Genomic DNA, 14,746 nt, shown 5'->3' on the forward strand with positions numbered 1-14,746 from the left:
ATAATGACAGAGATGATATGCGAGATCTACACGGCGGTCTTCACCATCGAGGATAAAAGAGAGTTCTTAAACGAGGTTCGGAGGATTGCCTCTGATTACAGGACGCACATCATCCTCTTTGACGCCGGGCGCCTGGCGGGCCGCGAGCACGTGAAGACAGCGCTCCGGCACGCCTGGAGGGCATGGAGTAGGGGTGAGGGGATATCAAACTCGTTTGAGATGGAAGCGCTCCTCTACGCCGCAGGGACACGGCAGTGTCATCTGGCCGGGTCCTGTGGTGTACACACGGGGGAGAACCGCGCCTATCTTGCTATCTGCCCCCCTGCACCCGGTGTCAGGGAGAGGCTTGCCGATCTTGTAGAGTTTGTTGACACCGACCTGGAGGAGATCAGTCCCGAGAAAAGGGAGTCCCTTGCGGAACATTTCGGGATCACCCCCGCAGAGGTTGCTGTGGTCGGGGAGGAGAGGTTCCGCGAACTGGTGCTGGAGCGGGTGGCACTCCTTGAGGTCTACCGGTGAGGGGTGCTCGAGGCGTGAGTGAGGATATGCCTGATCTCGGGGATGATGATCTCCCGCGCGGCAAGCGTCGCGGCTCTGGTCGACCCGGGAATACAGAAGACCGCGCAACCGTCAACAACTCCAGCGATCGCACGGGATAAGATCGCTGCCGTCCCGACCTCCTCGTAACTCTTTAGTCTGAAAAGTTCGCCGAACCCGTCGATCGTCTTCTCAAGCAGCGGTGCGACGGCCTCTATGGTGACATCGTCCGGGGAAAGACCGGTCCCCCCCGTAACAATAACACAGTTTGCACGCGATAGCGCTATGCTGACCTCTTTGTGGATCCGTTCCCGGTCATCCGGGATCAGAGCATAGTGAGTCACCTCAATGCCTGCGCTGGTAAGGAGGTCCTTTAGAGCCTTTCCACTGGTATCAGTCTCGGGATTCCGGGTCGAAGAGACTGTTATCACTGCCCCGGTTACTGGGACTGCTTTATAGTGATTCTCGTCCATCTGATTCTATTTTATCCCGGAACGTTAATTTAACTTCTTTCATTCTTCTCCTGGTTACCAGGAGAAAAGGATCTGGATGGCCCGGACCTGGAGGAACCCCGACCCCTTAGTTTCGACTGGAAACCGGATCGCCCACACGGATCGCCCACAGAAGAGTTGAATGACGGAGAGACCAGAAGAAAGAAAACCTTGACGGGCAGAAGGACTTGAGAGGGGTGGTTCAGTGGAGAAAGGAAGACTTGAAAGGAAGTTGCCGGGGCCAGAGCAGGGAAGACCCGAAGATCGGTTTTCAGGGGTTGAAGATCTCTTAGCTAACTGATGAACTCGTCCAGGAGGCTCGTCTGACAAAGAGAAAATCAACATTTTTTTATACTTTTACTGGTAGAGGTACACATGAGTATTGGCATCATTTTTCCAGATGATACACCCTGGTGTATTGGCATCACTCTCCAGTCGAAATAAAGGGGTAGGGGTTCGGGGCAACAGGGAGGAAACTTCTACAGGGAGTATCATCCCTGCAGCCGCTTTTTTTTGGCCTGGCCACAGGAGGTCTCTTAGAGCATAGTTCCAGTGGAAACAAAGGGGTTATCTTCTCGCGGGACGATCGTATTAATAGTTCTGAACACGAAAACTCCCATCCCTGGCAACCTCCCGGTGAGAAGATGTCTGACGATAAATCCAGCCCTATGGGGTTATTCAAGAAATATCTGGCCAATAAACGGATTTTTAAGAACCGGGAGGTTCTCCGTCACAACTATCGTCCACAGATCCTCCCTCACCGGAAGCCCCAGATCGACGAACTGGCTTCAATCCTTGCACCAGCCCTCACAAACGAGACCCCTTCCAACATTCTGATCTACGGCAAGACGGGAACAGGGAAGACAGCGTCTGTTCGGTATGTGGGATCGGAACTCGAGAATGCCAGTTCTCTCTCGGGAACAAAGTGCAGGGTCGTTCATCTCAACTGTGAGGTGATCGACACTCAGTACCGCGTTCTTGCGCAGATTGCAAACAGCCTGGATGATCTCGATGGACACCCGAGCGACAGTCCCAGAAATATCATCCCGATGACGGGTTGGCCAACCGATCAGGTCTACGCCGAGCTAAAAAAACAGCTTGAGAGCAATGGCGGGGTTGTGGTAATAGTTCTGGACGAGATCGACAAACTTGTCAAGAAGAGCGGTGATGACACCCTGTATAACCTCACCCGGATCAACTCTGACCTCAGATTTGCAAAGGTGAGCATCATCGGGATCTCAAACGACCTCCGGTTCACCGATTTTCTCGATTCACGAGTTTTATCCTCTCTCTCAGAGGAGGAGATCGTCTTTCCCCCATACAACGCCCCCCAGCTCTGCGATATCCTCCAGCAGAGGGCGGATCTGGCTTTCGTCGACGGGGTACTTGAAGGCACGGTCATCCCTCTATGCGCGGCGCTTGCTGCGCAGGAGCACGGTGATGCACGGCGAGCACTTGATCTCCTCCGTGTCTCGGGCGAACTTGCGGACCGTGAAAACGCGGACCGGGTGACCGAGAAGCATGTCCGGATGGCCCAGGAGAGGATCGAGACCGACAGTATGGTCGAGTGCATCTCAACCCTCCCAACGCAGAGCAAGGCGGTTCTCTACGCCATGCTGATCCTGGAGCGGATGGGCAAACGGATATTCACAAGCGGGGAGGTCACCGTGGTCTACCGTGAGATCGCCAGGATCATCGATCTCGATGTCCTTACGCACCGAAGAATCACGGATCTCATATCCGAGCTCAATATGCTTGGGGTGATAAACACCCGGGTCGTCTCGCGTGGGCGTTATGGCAGGACGAAGGAGATGTGGTTTGATGCAGCGGCAAGCAAGATCGAGGAGGTCGTTACGCGTGACCCGAGGCTTTATGACGAGAGGCTAAAAGAACTCGATACCAATCGACTCAGAGTAATGTTCAGGTGAAACTAATGGACGAGAAAGACCGTACACTCCTCCATCTCCTGGAGGAGAACTGCCGCACTCCGATAAGCGAACTTGCGGTGCTGGCTGAGATGAGCGAGCAGGATGTGAAGAAAAGGATCGCCTGGCTGGAATCTACCGGCGTCATACGTCGTTACGGGGCGGTAATCGACTGGGAACGGGCAGGCAATGGGAACGTCACCTCGGTGATCGACCTGAAGGTCTCGCCCGAGCGGGACTTCGGGTATGACAGGATCGCCGAACGGATCGCGCGGTTCCCCCAGGTCCGCTCGCTCCGACTGATGACCGGTACATACGACCTCCAGCTCCTTGTAACGGGATCGAGCATGCACGAGATCGCCAGGTTCGTGGCCGAGCAGATCGCTCCGATGGACCGGATCCGGGAGACTGCGACGCACATCACCATGAAGACCTACAAGGAGAACGGTACCACCTTCGCCGAACGCGAAGAGGTCGAACGCCTCCCATACTCCTTCTGAGGTGAGGGGCGTTGCGGAGTTTCGTCTCGGAACGGGCCAGCGCCATACCGCCATCGGGTATACGTAAGTTCTTTGATATAGCCCAGACGATGGAGGACGTCATATCACTTGGCGTCGGCGAACCGGACTTTGTGACACCCTGGTGCGTCTGCGAGGCTGCTATCTACTCTATCGAGCAGGGGTCTACCACCTACACTTCGAACAAGGGGACGCCACAGCTGCGTGGGGCAATCAGCCACTACCTCGGTACCAGGTTCGGTACCCCCTACGATCCGGAAGAAGAGGTCATCGTGACCTGTGGTGTCTCGGAGGCGGCCGATATCGCCATCCGGGCCGTCGTTGACCCTGGTGATGAGGTGCTTGTCGCCGAACCCTGTTACGTCTCCTACATTCCGTGCGTCACACTCGCCGGCGGGACGCCGGTGTCCGTTCCATGCCGGGCGGAAGATGAGTTCCGGTTGACGGCCGATGCGCTCGCAGAGAAGATCACACCGCGGACAAAGGCTCTGGTCGCAAACTTCCCGAACAACCCGACCGGCGGGGTGATGGGCGAGTCTGACTGGCGTGCGGTTGCCGATCTCCTGGTCGACCATGACCTCCTCCTGATCAGTGATGAGGTCTACGCCGAGCTAACCTATGATGGCGACCACTTCTCGCCGGCCAGGATACCAGAGATCCGCGATCGGACGATCACCTTGAACGGGTTCTCGAAGGCCTTCGCCATGACAGGCTGGAGGATCGGTTATCTCTGCGCCCCCCGGGAGATCACCGCAGCGGCGCTGAAGATCCACCAGTACGTCGCGCTTTGTGCCCCGATCATGGGGCAGGTCGCGGCCTACGAGGCGCTCCGGATCGGGGAGGAGGAAAAGGACGAGATGGTCAGGGAGTATCGTCTCAGGCGGAACCTCTTTGTTGACGGACTTAACAAGCTCGGTCTCTCCTGCCACCTCCCGAAGGGTGCGTTCTATGCCTTCCCCTCGGTGGAGAGCACCGGTATGAGCGACACGGAGTTTGCGGAGGCGCTTCTGCGTGAGCAGCATGTAGCGGTAGTCCCCGGTAGCGTTCTTGGCCCCTCCGGTCTCGGCCACGTGCGGTGCGCCTATGCGGTCTCCCGTGACCACCTCAAGGATGCTCTCTCCAGGATGGAAGCCTTCCTCGAGTCACGTAAATTATCGGAACAGATCTCCTCAAACTAAAATCAAAACCCTTTTTAAGAGATATCCGTGTATCTGCAATCGCCGTTCTGTTGTCTGACGTGGGAATGACTCCCGCGGAACCCCTTTATTTCCACTGGAGATGTGAATTTATTCCTGGATCCCGGTGGGTGGGGTTCGCGCTGTAGTCTTACCCGAAGTATGCCTTCTGGTTGCAAGACCGCGGATAGAACTCCGATCTTTTATTGGTATATCTGGCCGGTGATCTTGCTACAATTCTGTCTTCCGACCGGGGCGGGAAGTCCCCGCATCTGCTCAGCGCCTGGCGCAGGGAGGATATCTCCAGTGGAAACAAAGGCATCATTACAGCGCAGGCAATTGTGCGGAAGTGAAAAAGAGTTATCGCTTGATCTCCTTTCCGACAGAGAAGGCTTTTCCAAGAGTTTTCCCGGAACCGTAGTACTCCTGCCGCATAGAGTCATATGCAAACGGTCGGACCTTCGCGATCTCGGGCCTGCCATCATCCCCGAGGACATCTTCGTCCATCTTCACGTCCAGGATCTCGCCGATGAACTGGGTGTGCACGCCGATCTCGACCGACTGGAGCAGGCGACACTCAAGGATGACAGGGAACTCCCCCACGTATGGGGCGTTCACCAGGTCACCTTTAACCGGTGTGAGCCCTGTAGCGGCGAACTTGTCCTCATCCCGGCCGGAGACGATACCGAAGTAGTCGGCCTCCCTGAGATGGTCTGTGGAGGGGATACTGATCGTGAACTCGCGCTGCTCGACCAGGTTTGTGTAGGTCTGCCTGCTCTTCTGTACCGAGACCGCCACCGATGGTGGGCGGGATGAGCAGATCCCGCCCCAGGCCGCGACCATGGCGTCAGGCCGGCCGCTGGCATCGTAGGTTCCAATCACCAGCACCGGGTGGGGGTACAGGACTGTCCTTGGACCGATTGATCTCTTGGCCATGGGAATATGGTTCGTCTCCCGGCCTGGATAAACCTTTTTGAACTGCGGTAGGTGTGCCTGGTGGTGAACGGTCTCATCTCACGTGCTACCTATCGCTCCTTTCTTCTGCTGCTGCACCGAGCGGAAGAGGAAAAATCCTACGATTATGAACGTTGCTATAGGTGAGAGCCAGGTGGGGATACGGAACCCGAAACTGTCTGCGAGCATGATCGTCCCGAGCACCAGGATGGAATACATCGCCCCGTTTTTGAGGTAACAGAATTTCCTGATCTGGTCGACGCCCCTGACGGTAAGTTCCCTTACCACGAATGCCCCGACACCGTTTCCTATCAGGATAAGAGGGACAGAGAGAGTGAAAGCAAACGCCCCGATGACTCCATCGATTGAGAACGTTGCATCAAGTATCTCGAGGTAGGCAAGTTTCGAGACATCAGACATATCTGACCCCATCATACGTGCCTCCTGCACCTCGGCATTCTTTCGGAAACCGTGGACGATGAAGAAGACGGTGGACCCGAGCACGGCCGCAAAACCCATCATGGTGTCGATCTGGAGGGCAAACCAGACTATAACCGAGAGCAGGACCGAGGCGACGGCATAGAACCAGACAGCCTGCCGGGAGAAGAAACGCTCGCTCCTGAGGTAGCAGTTCTTCTCCTCCGCAAAGAGCCAGTGAAAGAAGAGGAGAATAAGGAACATCCCACCAAATATCAGGAGGATCGGGGCGGACTCTTCGATCGCGGCCAATACAGCGGGGTCGCTTGAGAAGGTTGCGAGCAGCGCTTCAACAGGCCCGAGTGAGGGTGTCGTCATCCAGACGATCAACCACGGCAACAATCCGCGGACAACAAAGACGGCAATGATCAGACCCCAGACAAGAAACCACCTGCGAGCTCTCAGACTCATCGTTGCGAGGACGTCGGCGTTGATGATTGCGTTATCTACGCTTGAAACCGTCTCGAAGACGATGAGACCTGCTATGGTAAGGAGTATCAATAGCCAGTCCATCTATGTGGCTGTAGGGTCTGTTGCCGATTGCATATTAAATAAGGGGATCGGACGAAGAAAAGGGTTTTTCGCATAAGGGCCGTGCTGAAGGAGAGTTTGCCTGTGGGAAGCGATGATGATCTGGTAGAGCACCGGATCTACGGGGCCGTTCAGGTGATGGTCGGTACTGAGGCGTGAACCACCCCGCCTTGAAGGGCGTTGCTTCCCGCTCCGCCTCCCTCAACCCCCGCAAGTTAAAAGATGGCGGATAGAGGCTGGCTGCAATCCAGCCTCTATCTATCCTTCTGAAGATCACTATCCGGTATATCCCCGCAGCAGCCACCTAACCTAATCTTCGGCGAAGGCTATGGTCTCACCGACCTGTTTGATCGCACCCCGAATTGCCATGATCATCTCGTCCCAGGTAGAGCCGGCTTCGATCTCAACCTCACGTTCGAGGGCATACACCCGAAAGAGGTAGGCTTCAGGTTTACCGGCCTCTGGCCCGGGCCCACGGTAACCAACGGTGCCGAAATCGTTCTCGCCCTGAACGGCATGAAGAGGTGATTCCACCTCACCGCCGAGAGGGAAACCTTCAGGGATCTGCGGGACAGCGGGGAGGTTCCAGACGACCCATGCAACCCGTGATGCCCCTTCTTCGGGGCATGCCATCACCATGATCGCAAGCGACTTGATCTCCGGGATGAGCCCCTCAACCCGGATCGGAGGTGAACGGTTTGCCCCTCTGCTGGTGTATTCCTCCGGAAAATCTTCAAAATCAAGTTTCACAATCAGCTTCTCCATAATATCTGGCTCCGTTGATACTCTTTCTGGAACAAGGAGGTAAAAAGGTTTGTACCACTTCATCTTGAACAGGTTGCGGCGGTCTCGCCGAATCCGAGGACGTGTCCGCGCATAGCGTCGATGAGGTCCTGCTTCAGAGCTCCTGCAGGCAGATCGAGCAACCCATCGAGCCCGTAGACCTTGAAGAGGTAACGGTGAATCTCGCCACGCGGTGGGCATGGGCCGCGCCAGCCGATGGTCCCGTAGTCGTTTGTTCCCTGGACTGCCGGGACAGGTTTGGTCACGACACCCTCTGGTGGGATGCCCTCAGGGATCAGCGGAATCGCAGGGAGGTTCCAGATGATCCATGTTGTGAAAGAGCATCCTGGCTCGAAGGGGTTCAGCGCAAAGATCGCAATCGATCGCATCTCAGATCTGAGACCCCGGATTCTCAGTTCCGGTGAGATGTCTGGGCCGTCACAGGTGTTCCATACAGGAAACTCTGCCGAACGTAGTGAGATGGAGAGCCTTGTAACACCAGAGTTCATATGGGGGTTCTCGGCGCAGGAAGTAAATAAGATGTGGTGTTGGGAGAAGATACATGTCGGGGCCATCAAATCAACGATCTGTGATATAAACGTGCCCTATCTTCCTCTCAGTATGTGTGGGGACGGTCAAACTGCTGTGGACGAACTTCCTCTTCTTTGACCACCCCCAGCGACCGGCGGTCGCCATTCTGGAGTGGGGCTGACGGTGATGGGGACGGGACGATACCAATAACTTCGAGGGAGATCGATGATCAACCGGAAGATGACGAAAAAGACTGACAGATGGGGGGAGACAGCCACGACCTCAGGGGAGGACGGAGTTATAGTCTACACCGACGGCGCTTCCAGGGGGAACCCTGGAGATGCCGCCTGGGCTTACGTGATTGTGCGTGACGGTTCCATCGTGGCCAGCCGGTCGGGCTACCTCGGTAAGACGACCAACAACGTTGCTGAGTATCACGCAATCATCAACGCTCTTTGCGCCGCCCGTGAGTTAACCACTGGGAGCGTCGTGGTACGGTCGGACTCGGAACTGGTGGTGCGCCAGGTCACCGGCCGCTACCGCATCAGAAAGGAGCACCTCGCCGGTCTTGCAGAGGAGGTGTGGCGGCGGATGCAGGACTTCAATGAGGTCAGGTTCGAGAACGTTCCACGTGAAGATCCCTGTCTCCGGGTTGCGGACCGTCTATGCAACGAGACGCTCGACGCAATGTTGGAGAAAAAGGAGTGAGCACGGTATGGCCAGGATCGAGTGCATCCCGATAGGGGTCGTCCGCTCTCCCTACAGGGAGCCTGGCGACGCCCCTCGGCAGGGACGGCTGGTGGATACCGTCGTGGAGATCCACGTTAATGACGCCTGCGTCCCCGGTCTTGAAGGCGTTGAGCGCAGCAGCCATCTCATAATTCTCTACTGGCTCGACCGTGCGCAGCGTGGGCAACTCTACGCAAAGCCCCCCGGAGAGTCCCGGGAACGTGGGGTCTTCTCCACCCGCTCGCCCGCCAGGCCAAACCCTATCGGGTTCGGGGTCGTCGAACTGATCGGGAGGGAGGGAAACGTCCTTGTCGTCCGGGGACTCGACGCCCTGGACGGGACGCCGGTGCTCGACATCAAACCCTACTCCCCCGAGATCGACTGCGTCCCGGAGGCAACGGGTGGGTGGCGTATAAAAAAGTAGGCCCGGTCAGGGGATGGCCACCCCGTTCTCTCTCAGGCCGACTTCGCGGAGTTTCTCGGCTGTGGGAAGCCCTTCCAGGTCCCATCCCCTGACCCGGTAATACTCATCCAGTAGCGGTTCGCGTTCCCAGACCCGGCCTTTCGGAGCGCCTTCGGTGAGTGGCTCCTCAAGAAGCCGTGGCGGCAGCGTATCGTCCTTCCGGCTGCACCCTGCTTTCAGGTTGAAGATCTTCTGCATGTTCCAGATCCGTTCGCCTATCCGGAGCACCTCCGCGGCATCGATATTGTAACCGGTGACCGCCGAGGCCATAGCCCCATAATCATCAGCACCGAGAGGGAAAGAGGTGAACAGGCAACTACCTGAAGAGTCGATGAAGGCCGTGAGGTCCTGGAACGTCTTTGTCCAGACCGCCTTCCCCTCACTTGAGTAGGGGTCGATCTTCTCTGGCGATCCCAGCACCTCGGGGGCGATCAGGTAGGCATAGACATGGTCCCCACCCCTGACTGATGTCGCGTAGGCAAGGCCGTGCCCCTGCAGCCCGCGGGGGTCATATGCGGGGAGTTCCTGCCGCTTGACGCTCATGGAAAGCTCCGGGTGGCCGTGTTTTCTCGCGAACCGGAACGAGCCCTCGGCAAGTTCGTCGCCGATACCCTGGCGGTAACCTATCCTCTGGACAAGGTCGAGCATCAGCGCCGTGTCGCCGAACCGTATATCATCCTGGATGTAGCCCCTCTCCGAGAGCTCCATCGCACAGGCGATCGTCGATCCGGTAGAGATCGTGTCAAGCCCGAGATCGTTGCAGAGGTTGTTTGCCTCCACAATGGCAGCCAGGTCGTCGATCCCGCAGTCGGGGCCGAACGCCCAGATCGTCTCGTACTCCGGCCCCGCCGTCCGTTTCCCGTCAACCTCGACGTCGCGGCCACAGCGGATGATACAGCCATGGCACCCCATCTTCCCCACAAGGATGCTCTCGGCCATCCGCTCGCCCGAGACCCTCTCCGCGGCAGGGAAATGCGCTGTCTGGAAGTTCCTTGTCGGCAGGATGTAGTTCTCGTTGATGATGTTGACAAGGACGGCAGTGCCGAAACCGGGCAGTCCCTCACCAGAGATTGGGTTCTGCCTGATCTTCTCTGTCATCTCTCTCTTCAGGGCGGTGAAACGGTCGTGGTCGGCGACGGTGATCCGGCCGTTTCCCCTTGCGGTGACGGCTTTCAGGTTCTTCGACCCCATCACGGCACCGAGGCCCCCGCGCCCGGCGGCCCGTGAGGTCTCGTTGATGACCGCGGCGAACCGGACGAGGCGTTCACCGGCGGGACCTATACAGGCCACGCTGAGAGCGGGATCGCCCATCTCTTTCTGGAGAGTTGCGGTGGTCTCGCCAGTTGTCATCCCCCAGAGGTCCGAGGCGTCCCGGATCCAGGCTTTTCCATCATCAATGTGGATGTAGACTGGCCTCTCAGCCCGACCATGGACAACGATTGCATCGTAGCCGGCGCGTTTCAGACTCGTGCCGAACTTTCCACCGGAGTTCGAGGTGCTCAGCGTTCCGGTCAGTGGGGATTTTGCTATGACACAGTAACGCGACCCCACCGGAAGGCCGCTCCCGGCAAGCGGTCCGGTGGCGATCACCAGCACGTTCTCAGGGCTGAGTGGGTCGATGCCAGGGTCGACCAGGTCCTGGAGGATCCGGACGCCAAGTCCTCTCCCTCCAATGTATGCCCGTCTCCACTTTTCTGGAAACGGTTCCTCTCTCGTCTCCCCGCTTTCCAGGTTGGCATGGAGGATCCTCTCTGCGTATCCATTCATGGGTTCTCACCGAACCCAGATGATTCTCTACTGGATTATAAGGCTGCTGGACGTAGAAAATGGTTAACTCTTGCAGGAAAGAAAGTAGATCAATCACACCCACGCTTGCGGCGAGCGATACCGATAAGACCAATGGATCCCCTATCACCATTGTAAAGCAGGGGTAGGTGGATCGGGTTTGCAGATCGGGGGAGATAAAAGCACCATATCCGTGAGGGTCAGGACTTTTGCAAAACTCAGGGAGGTCGTCCCGGCGGAGGAGGATCTCGTTCTCTCAGTCGGATCGAATCTCGGTGATCTGCTCGATCAACTCACCGCCAGACATCCCGGGGCCGCAGATCTCATATTCACCCCAGAAGGTGGGCTCAGACGCTATATCAACATACTGAAGAACGGCAGGAACATCCATTTCAGTGGGGGTCTTGAGACACCGCTCGAAGACGGTGATACAGTTGCCATCTTCCCGCCCGTAGGTGGCGGGTAGGTTGTCATACCCGAAGCAACATCGTCGCGGCAGAACCGGGAATTTGCCATCACCTATACCTTTTTGTCACATTTGACGCTAATATAAGGTACCTTTAGGCCCTTTTTACGAAGAGAGGATACCTGGCATGACTCAGACAAATGAACCCACCAACGAGACCTGCGCCGGAAACTGCGCCGGCTGTCCGTCCGCGAACGGGTGCGAAGACCCTAGAAACACTACCGAACCAAAGGGTCTTCCTCCGAAGGCCAAGATCAGCGTCAAACATGTAGTCCTCGTCCTCTCCGGAAAGGGGGGAGTGGGGAAGAGCACGGTCTCGGCAAACCTCGCCTACGCTCTTGCCAACCGGGGCTACGCCACAGGGCTCATCGACCTTGATATCCATGGCCCCGACATCCCGAAGATGCTCGGGATCGAGGATGCCAGACTTCAGTCTTACGACGGGAAGGTCATCGAACCAGTCAGGGTCACCGGTAACCTGGCGGTCGTATCGATGGCGTTTCTGCTTCCCGAGCGCAACACCCCTGTGATCTGGCGCGGTCCTATGAAGATGGCGGTGATCCGCCAGTTCCTGGAGGATGTCGAGTGGGGCGACCTCGATTATCTGATCGTCGACCTCCCCCCGGGAACCGGTGATGAGGCCCTCACCATCGCTCAGCTCGCCCCGAACATAGCCGGCGCGGTCATAGTGACCACCCCGCAGGACGTCGCGATCCTGGACTCGAGCAAGGCGGTTGAGTTTGTTAAGAAACTTGAACTTCCGGTGCTCGGTATAGTCGAGAACATGAGCGGTTTTGTCTGCCCCCATTGCAAGGCGGAGATCGAGATCTTCGGCAGGGGTGGCGGAAAGAAAGAGGCGGAGAATCTGGGGGTGCCGTTCCTGGGGTCCATTCCCCTGGATATGGATCTGAGGCAGGCGGCGGATGAGGGGAGACCGTTCATCATCCGCAGGGCCGGCGCGACGGATAGCCCGACCTGGAAGAGTTTTGATACCATCATGCAGACCCTGGTCGATCAGATCGGCGATTGAGATGGATTACTCGAGGGTTCTTGCTGGGAGGGAGGCTCCCCTTCCTATATTTGCGCAGATCGTTGAGGCGCTCGAGAAGTTTGAGGAGTTTCCCTTCCTGCTCGAACCAATCTATCGCGAAGCATCAAAACTCGAGGAGGAAGATCTCGACCGTCTCCGGTTAGGTCTTGTCCGCCTCCAGGTATACGCCGACATACACCGCTATGAGGATGTGGAGGTCGCGCAGCGGATGAAGTACGTGGGCACAACACTTGAGCGGGTGCTCTTTGGCAGGCTTCTCCTGGAAGGGATGGAGGCCGGGACGCAGGAGTGTTGCTGACCGGCGACCGATGGTTTCCGAACTGAGTTCCGGATCTCTTTTTTTACGAAGGAAACAGGCAGAATGCCCTCGACTTTAGTCGGGGGACGAATGCAGTCTGATAGCATATTGCAATTCTCCGTCGGTACAGTTCCAGGGAAGGGGTTTTCATCAGAATGCAGGAAAAAATGCAGAAAAAAAGAGATTTTCAGTACGTCGCCAGGTAACGCTCGAGTTCCCAGGGGTGGACTGCGGTCCTGTATGCGTCCCACTCGGCGTTTGTGACGCTCGTGAGCGCCTCCAGAACGTGAGGGCCAAGCGCCTGACAGATCTGGTCGTCGGCGAGCAGCGCCTGGTGCGCTTCATAGAGATCGCAGGGCAGCGTATCGATCCCGGCATGACTCCGCTCAGCAGATGTCATGCGGTAGATGTTCTTATCAACACCGTCCGGCGGTTCGATCTTGTTTCGCACTCCATCCATACCGGCGGTCAGCATCGCGGCGAAGGCAAGGTATGGGTTGCAGGTCGGGTCGGGGCTGCGGAACTCAACCCTTGTACTGTTGCCCCGGGGCGCCGGGACCCTTACCAGGGTCGAGCGGTTGCTCGCGCTCCAGCTGACGTAACAGGGCGCCTCGTAGCCCGGGACGAGCCTCTTGTAGGAGTTGATCGTAGGGTTCGCAACCCGTGTTATTGCACGGGCATGTTTTAGCAGCCCGCCGATGAAGTGGAGACAGGTATCTGAGATCTGGAGTGGAGCGTCCGGATCAAAGAATGCGTTTACCCCGTCTATTGCAAGCGAGCAGTTGGTGTGCATCCCACTCCCGCAGATGCCGTATATGGGTTTTGCCATAAAGGAGGCGTGCAGTCCTCGCATCAGAGCGATCGTCTTTGCGGCGAACTTGAATGTGATGACGTTGTCTGCCGTGTGGAGGGCATCGCTGTACTTGAAGTCGATCTCGTGCTGACTCTCGGCAACCTCGTGGTGTGAAGCCTCGATCTCAAACCCCATCTCGGTCAGGGCCAGGATGATCTCGCGCCTGACATCCTCCGCCAGGTCCGTTGGTGCGAGGTCGAAGTATCCGCCGACGTCCTGGAACTGTATGGTCGGTCTGCCGTCGATCATCTTGAAGAGGAAGAACTCCAGTTCCGGCCCCGTGTTGAAGACGTAACCGTCCTTTGCGGCGTCCTCCATCGCCCGCCGGAGCACGTAGCGCGGATCACCCTCAAACGGTCTGCCGTTGGCCTTTTGGACATCGCAGATGAAACGCGCTTCCGCGTAATCCATCGGCTGCCAGGGCAGCCGGGTGTAGGTCGAGAGGTCGGGTTTGAGGACCATGTCGGACTCCTCTATCCGGACGAACCCCTCGATCGATGATCCATCAAATCCTATACCGCCGGTCAGCGCTTTCTCGGCCTGTTTCACAGGGATAGCCACGTTCTTGGGCATGCCCAGGAGGTCGGTGAACTGCAGGCGGAGGAATCGGACGTTATCTTGCTCGATGCGATCGAGCATCGCAGAGGTGGCATCACAGGACATGTGGAAATCAACTTCTACCTGATGGGGTAAATACCTGTTGACACCATCGAACGCTTGAGAGAACGGTAGCAATCGGTGGCGCCGGTAGACCGTCAGGTTCGTCCTCGGTGCGAGAGATGTCAGGGGATGGCGCTAATAAACTCCTATCCTCCCATGCGAATCAGGCGTCCTGTTTATGGCCATCAGATCAACGGGCTGAAGTGTGAACTACCCCGCGCCTCTCGGGCGGGGCTTCCTGCTTCATTCTCCTCCCTATCGGGAGCGAGTCCACAGGCTCAACGGTGCGTTCCACACCGGATACCCCAACAAGATTCTGATCTTGTAAGGCAAATTTCTTGATATTGATCGCCGCGTTGATGTCGCGGTCGTGGTGGGTGCCACAGTCAGGACAGGTCCATTCTCTGTCAGAGAGGACAAGATCCTGCTTGAGATACCCGCACTTGCTGCATATCTTCGATGAGGGATCGAATCTCCCAATCTTCAGGAGAGTCTTCCCATACTTCTGGCACTTGTAAT

General features: G+C 57.2%; 17 protein-coding genes. 9 read left to right on the forward strand and 8 right to left on the reverse strand.

Annotated features, from left to right (window positions below):
- The first annotated feature begins 3 nt into the window (after positions 1-3).
- Positions 4-519 carry a KEOPS complex subunit Cgi121 gene (cgi121, locus tag QMC91_RS04955; protein ID WP_300236225.1) on the forward strand — a complete coding sequence of 172 codons (516 nt, stop codon included), beginning with the start codon at positions 4-6 and terminating at the stop codon, positions 517-519.
- Here the strand turns inward: cgi121 and QMC91_RS04960 are convergent.
- On the reverse strand, positions 510-1,010 hold the full coding sequence (locus tag QMC91_RS04960) for a MogA/MoaB family molybdenum cofactor biosynthesis protein (RefSeq protein WP_300236227.1): 501 nt from the start codon (positions 1,008-1,010) through the stop codon (positions 510-512). The two genes, cgi121 and QMC91_RS04960, sit on opposite strands and share 10 nt — an antisense overlap.
- Before the next feature lie 662 nt (positions 1,011-1,672).
- On the opposite strand from QMC91_RS04960, the gene QMC91_RS04965 reads away from it, so the two are divergent.
- From QMC91_RS04965 to QMC91_RS04975, 3 genes are read left to right on the forward strand one after another with little or no spacing between them, the layout of a single operon-like run.
- Positions 1,673-2,956 (forward strand): ORC1-type DNA replication protein, encoded by a 1,284-nt coding sequence (locus QMC91_RS04965; protein WP_300236230.1) that lies wholly within the window; start codon positions 1,673-1,675, stop codon positions 2,954-2,956.
- Positions 2,957-2,961: 5 nt separating this feature from the next.
- On the forward strand, positions 2,962-3,453 hold the full coding sequence (locus tag QMC91_RS04970) for an Lrp/AsnC family transcriptional regulator (protein ID WP_300236233.1): 492 nt from the start codon (positions 2,962-2,964) through the stop codon (positions 3,451-3,453).
- 11 nt (positions 3,454-3,464) lie between these two features.
- On the forward strand, positions 3,465-4,649 hold the full coding sequence (locus QMC91_RS04975) for an aminotransferase class I/II-fold pyridoxal phosphate-dependent enzyme (protein WP_300236235.1): 1,185 nt from the start codon (positions 3,465-3,467) through the stop codon (positions 4,647-4,649).
- Positions 4,650-5,006: 357 nt separating this feature from the next.
- On the opposite strand, the gene QMC91_RS04980 is transcribed toward QMC91_RS04975, so the two are convergent.
- From QMC91_RS04980 to QMC91_RS04995, 4 genes are all read right to left on the reverse strand, one after another.
- Positions 5,007-5,582: a flavin reductase family protein gene (locus QMC91_RS04980; RefSeq protein WP_300236237.1), complete on the reverse strand. Its 576-nt coding sequence runs from the start codon at positions 5,580-5,582 to the stop codon at positions 5,007-5,009.
- A 78-nt stretch (positions 5,583-5,660) separates the two neighbouring features.
- The gene (locus QMC91_RS04985; protein ID WP_300236240.1) at positions 5,661-6,590 is read right to left on the reverse strand and encodes a DUF475 domain-containing protein; all 930 of its coding nucleotides are present in this window, start codon (positions 6,588-6,590) and stop codon (positions 5,661-5,663) included.
- Between the two features lie 327 nt (positions 6,591-6,917).
- On the reverse strand, positions 6,918-7,373 hold the full coding sequence (locus QMC91_RS04990; RefSeq protein ID WP_300236243.1) for a YbhB/YbcL family Raf kinase inhibitor-like protein: 456 nt from the start codon (positions 7,371-7,373) through the stop codon (positions 6,918-6,920).
- A gap of 59 nt (positions 7,374-7,432) precedes the next feature.
- The gene (locus QMC91_RS04995; protein ID WP_300236246.1) at positions 7,433-7,900 is read right to left on the reverse strand and encodes a YbhB/YbcL family Raf kinase inhibitor-like protein; all 468 of its coding nucleotides are present in this window, start codon (positions 7,898-7,900) and stop codon (positions 7,433-7,435) included.
- A 247-nt stretch (positions 7,901-8,147) separates the two neighbouring features.
- Between QMC91_RS04995 and QMC91_RS05000 the strand changes: the two genes are divergently transcribed.
- Positions 8,148-8,630 (forward strand): ribonuclease HI family protein, encoded by a 483-nt coding sequence (locus QMC91_RS05000; protein ID WP_300236248.1) that lies wholly within the window; start codon positions 8,148-8,150, stop codon positions 8,628-8,630.
- A gap of 7 nt (positions 8,631-8,637) precedes the next feature.
- Positions 8,638-9,075 (forward strand): tRNA (N6-threonylcarbamoyladenosine(37)-N6)-methyltransferase TrmO, encoded by a 438-nt coding sequence (gene tsaA / locus QMC91_RS05005; protein ID WP_300236251.1) that lies wholly within the window; start codon positions 8,638-8,640, stop codon positions 9,073-9,075.
- 6 nt (positions 9,076-9,081) lie between these two features.
- Here tsaA and QMC91_RS05010 read toward each other — a convergent pair whose 3' ends face one another.
- The gene (locus tag QMC91_RS05010; RefSeq protein ID WP_300236253.1) at positions 9,082-10,881 is read right to left on the reverse strand and encodes an aldehyde ferredoxin oxidoreductase family protein; all 1,800 of its coding nucleotides are present in this window, start codon (positions 10,879-10,881) and stop codon (positions 9,082-9,084) included.
- Between the two features lie 178 nt (positions 10,882-11,059).
- Here QMC91_RS05010 and QMC91_RS05015 point away from each other — a divergent pair, with 178 nt between their 5' ends.
- From QMC91_RS05015 to QMC91_RS05025, 3 genes are all read left to right on the forward strand, one after another.
- The gene (locus QMC91_RS05015) at positions 11,060-11,365 is read left to right on the forward strand and encodes a ubiquitin-like small modifier protein 1 (protein ID WP_300236256.1); all 306 of its coding nucleotides are present in this window, start codon (positions 11,060-11,062) and stop codon (positions 11,363-11,365) included.
- Positions 11,366-11,492: 127 nt separating this feature from the next.
- Complete coding sequence (locus QMC91_RS05020; RefSeq protein WP_300236259.1) at positions 11,493-12,395, forward strand: Mrp/NBP35 family ATP-binding protein; 903 nt, start codon at positions 11,493-11,495, stop codon at positions 12,393-12,395.
- Position 12,396: 1 nt separating this feature from the next.
- Entirely contained in the window at positions 12,397-12,714 is a 318-nt protein-coding gene (locus QMC91_RS05025) for a hypothetical protein (RefSeq protein ID WP_300236262.1), read from the forward strand.
- Positions 12,715-12,901: 187 nt separating this feature from the next.
- Here QMC91_RS05025 and QMC91_RS05030 read toward each other — a convergent pair whose 3' ends face one another.
- On the reverse strand, positions 12,902-14,230 hold the full coding sequence (locus tag QMC91_RS05030; protein WP_300236265.1) for a glutamine synthetase family protein: 1,329 nt from the start codon (positions 14,228-14,230) through the stop codon (positions 12,902-12,904).
- 187 nt (positions 14,231-14,417) lie between these two features.
- Positions 14,418-14,746: zinc ribbon domain-containing protein (locus tag QMC91_RS05035; RefSeq protein ID WP_300236268.1), on the reverse strand; the 329-nt coding region annotated here is incomplete at its 5' end.

The sequence above is a fragment of the Methanoculleus sp. genome (genome assembly GCF_030019085.1).
Classification (GTDB): Archaea; Halobacteriota; Methanomicrobia; order Methanomicrobiales; family Methanoculleaceae; genus Methanoculleus.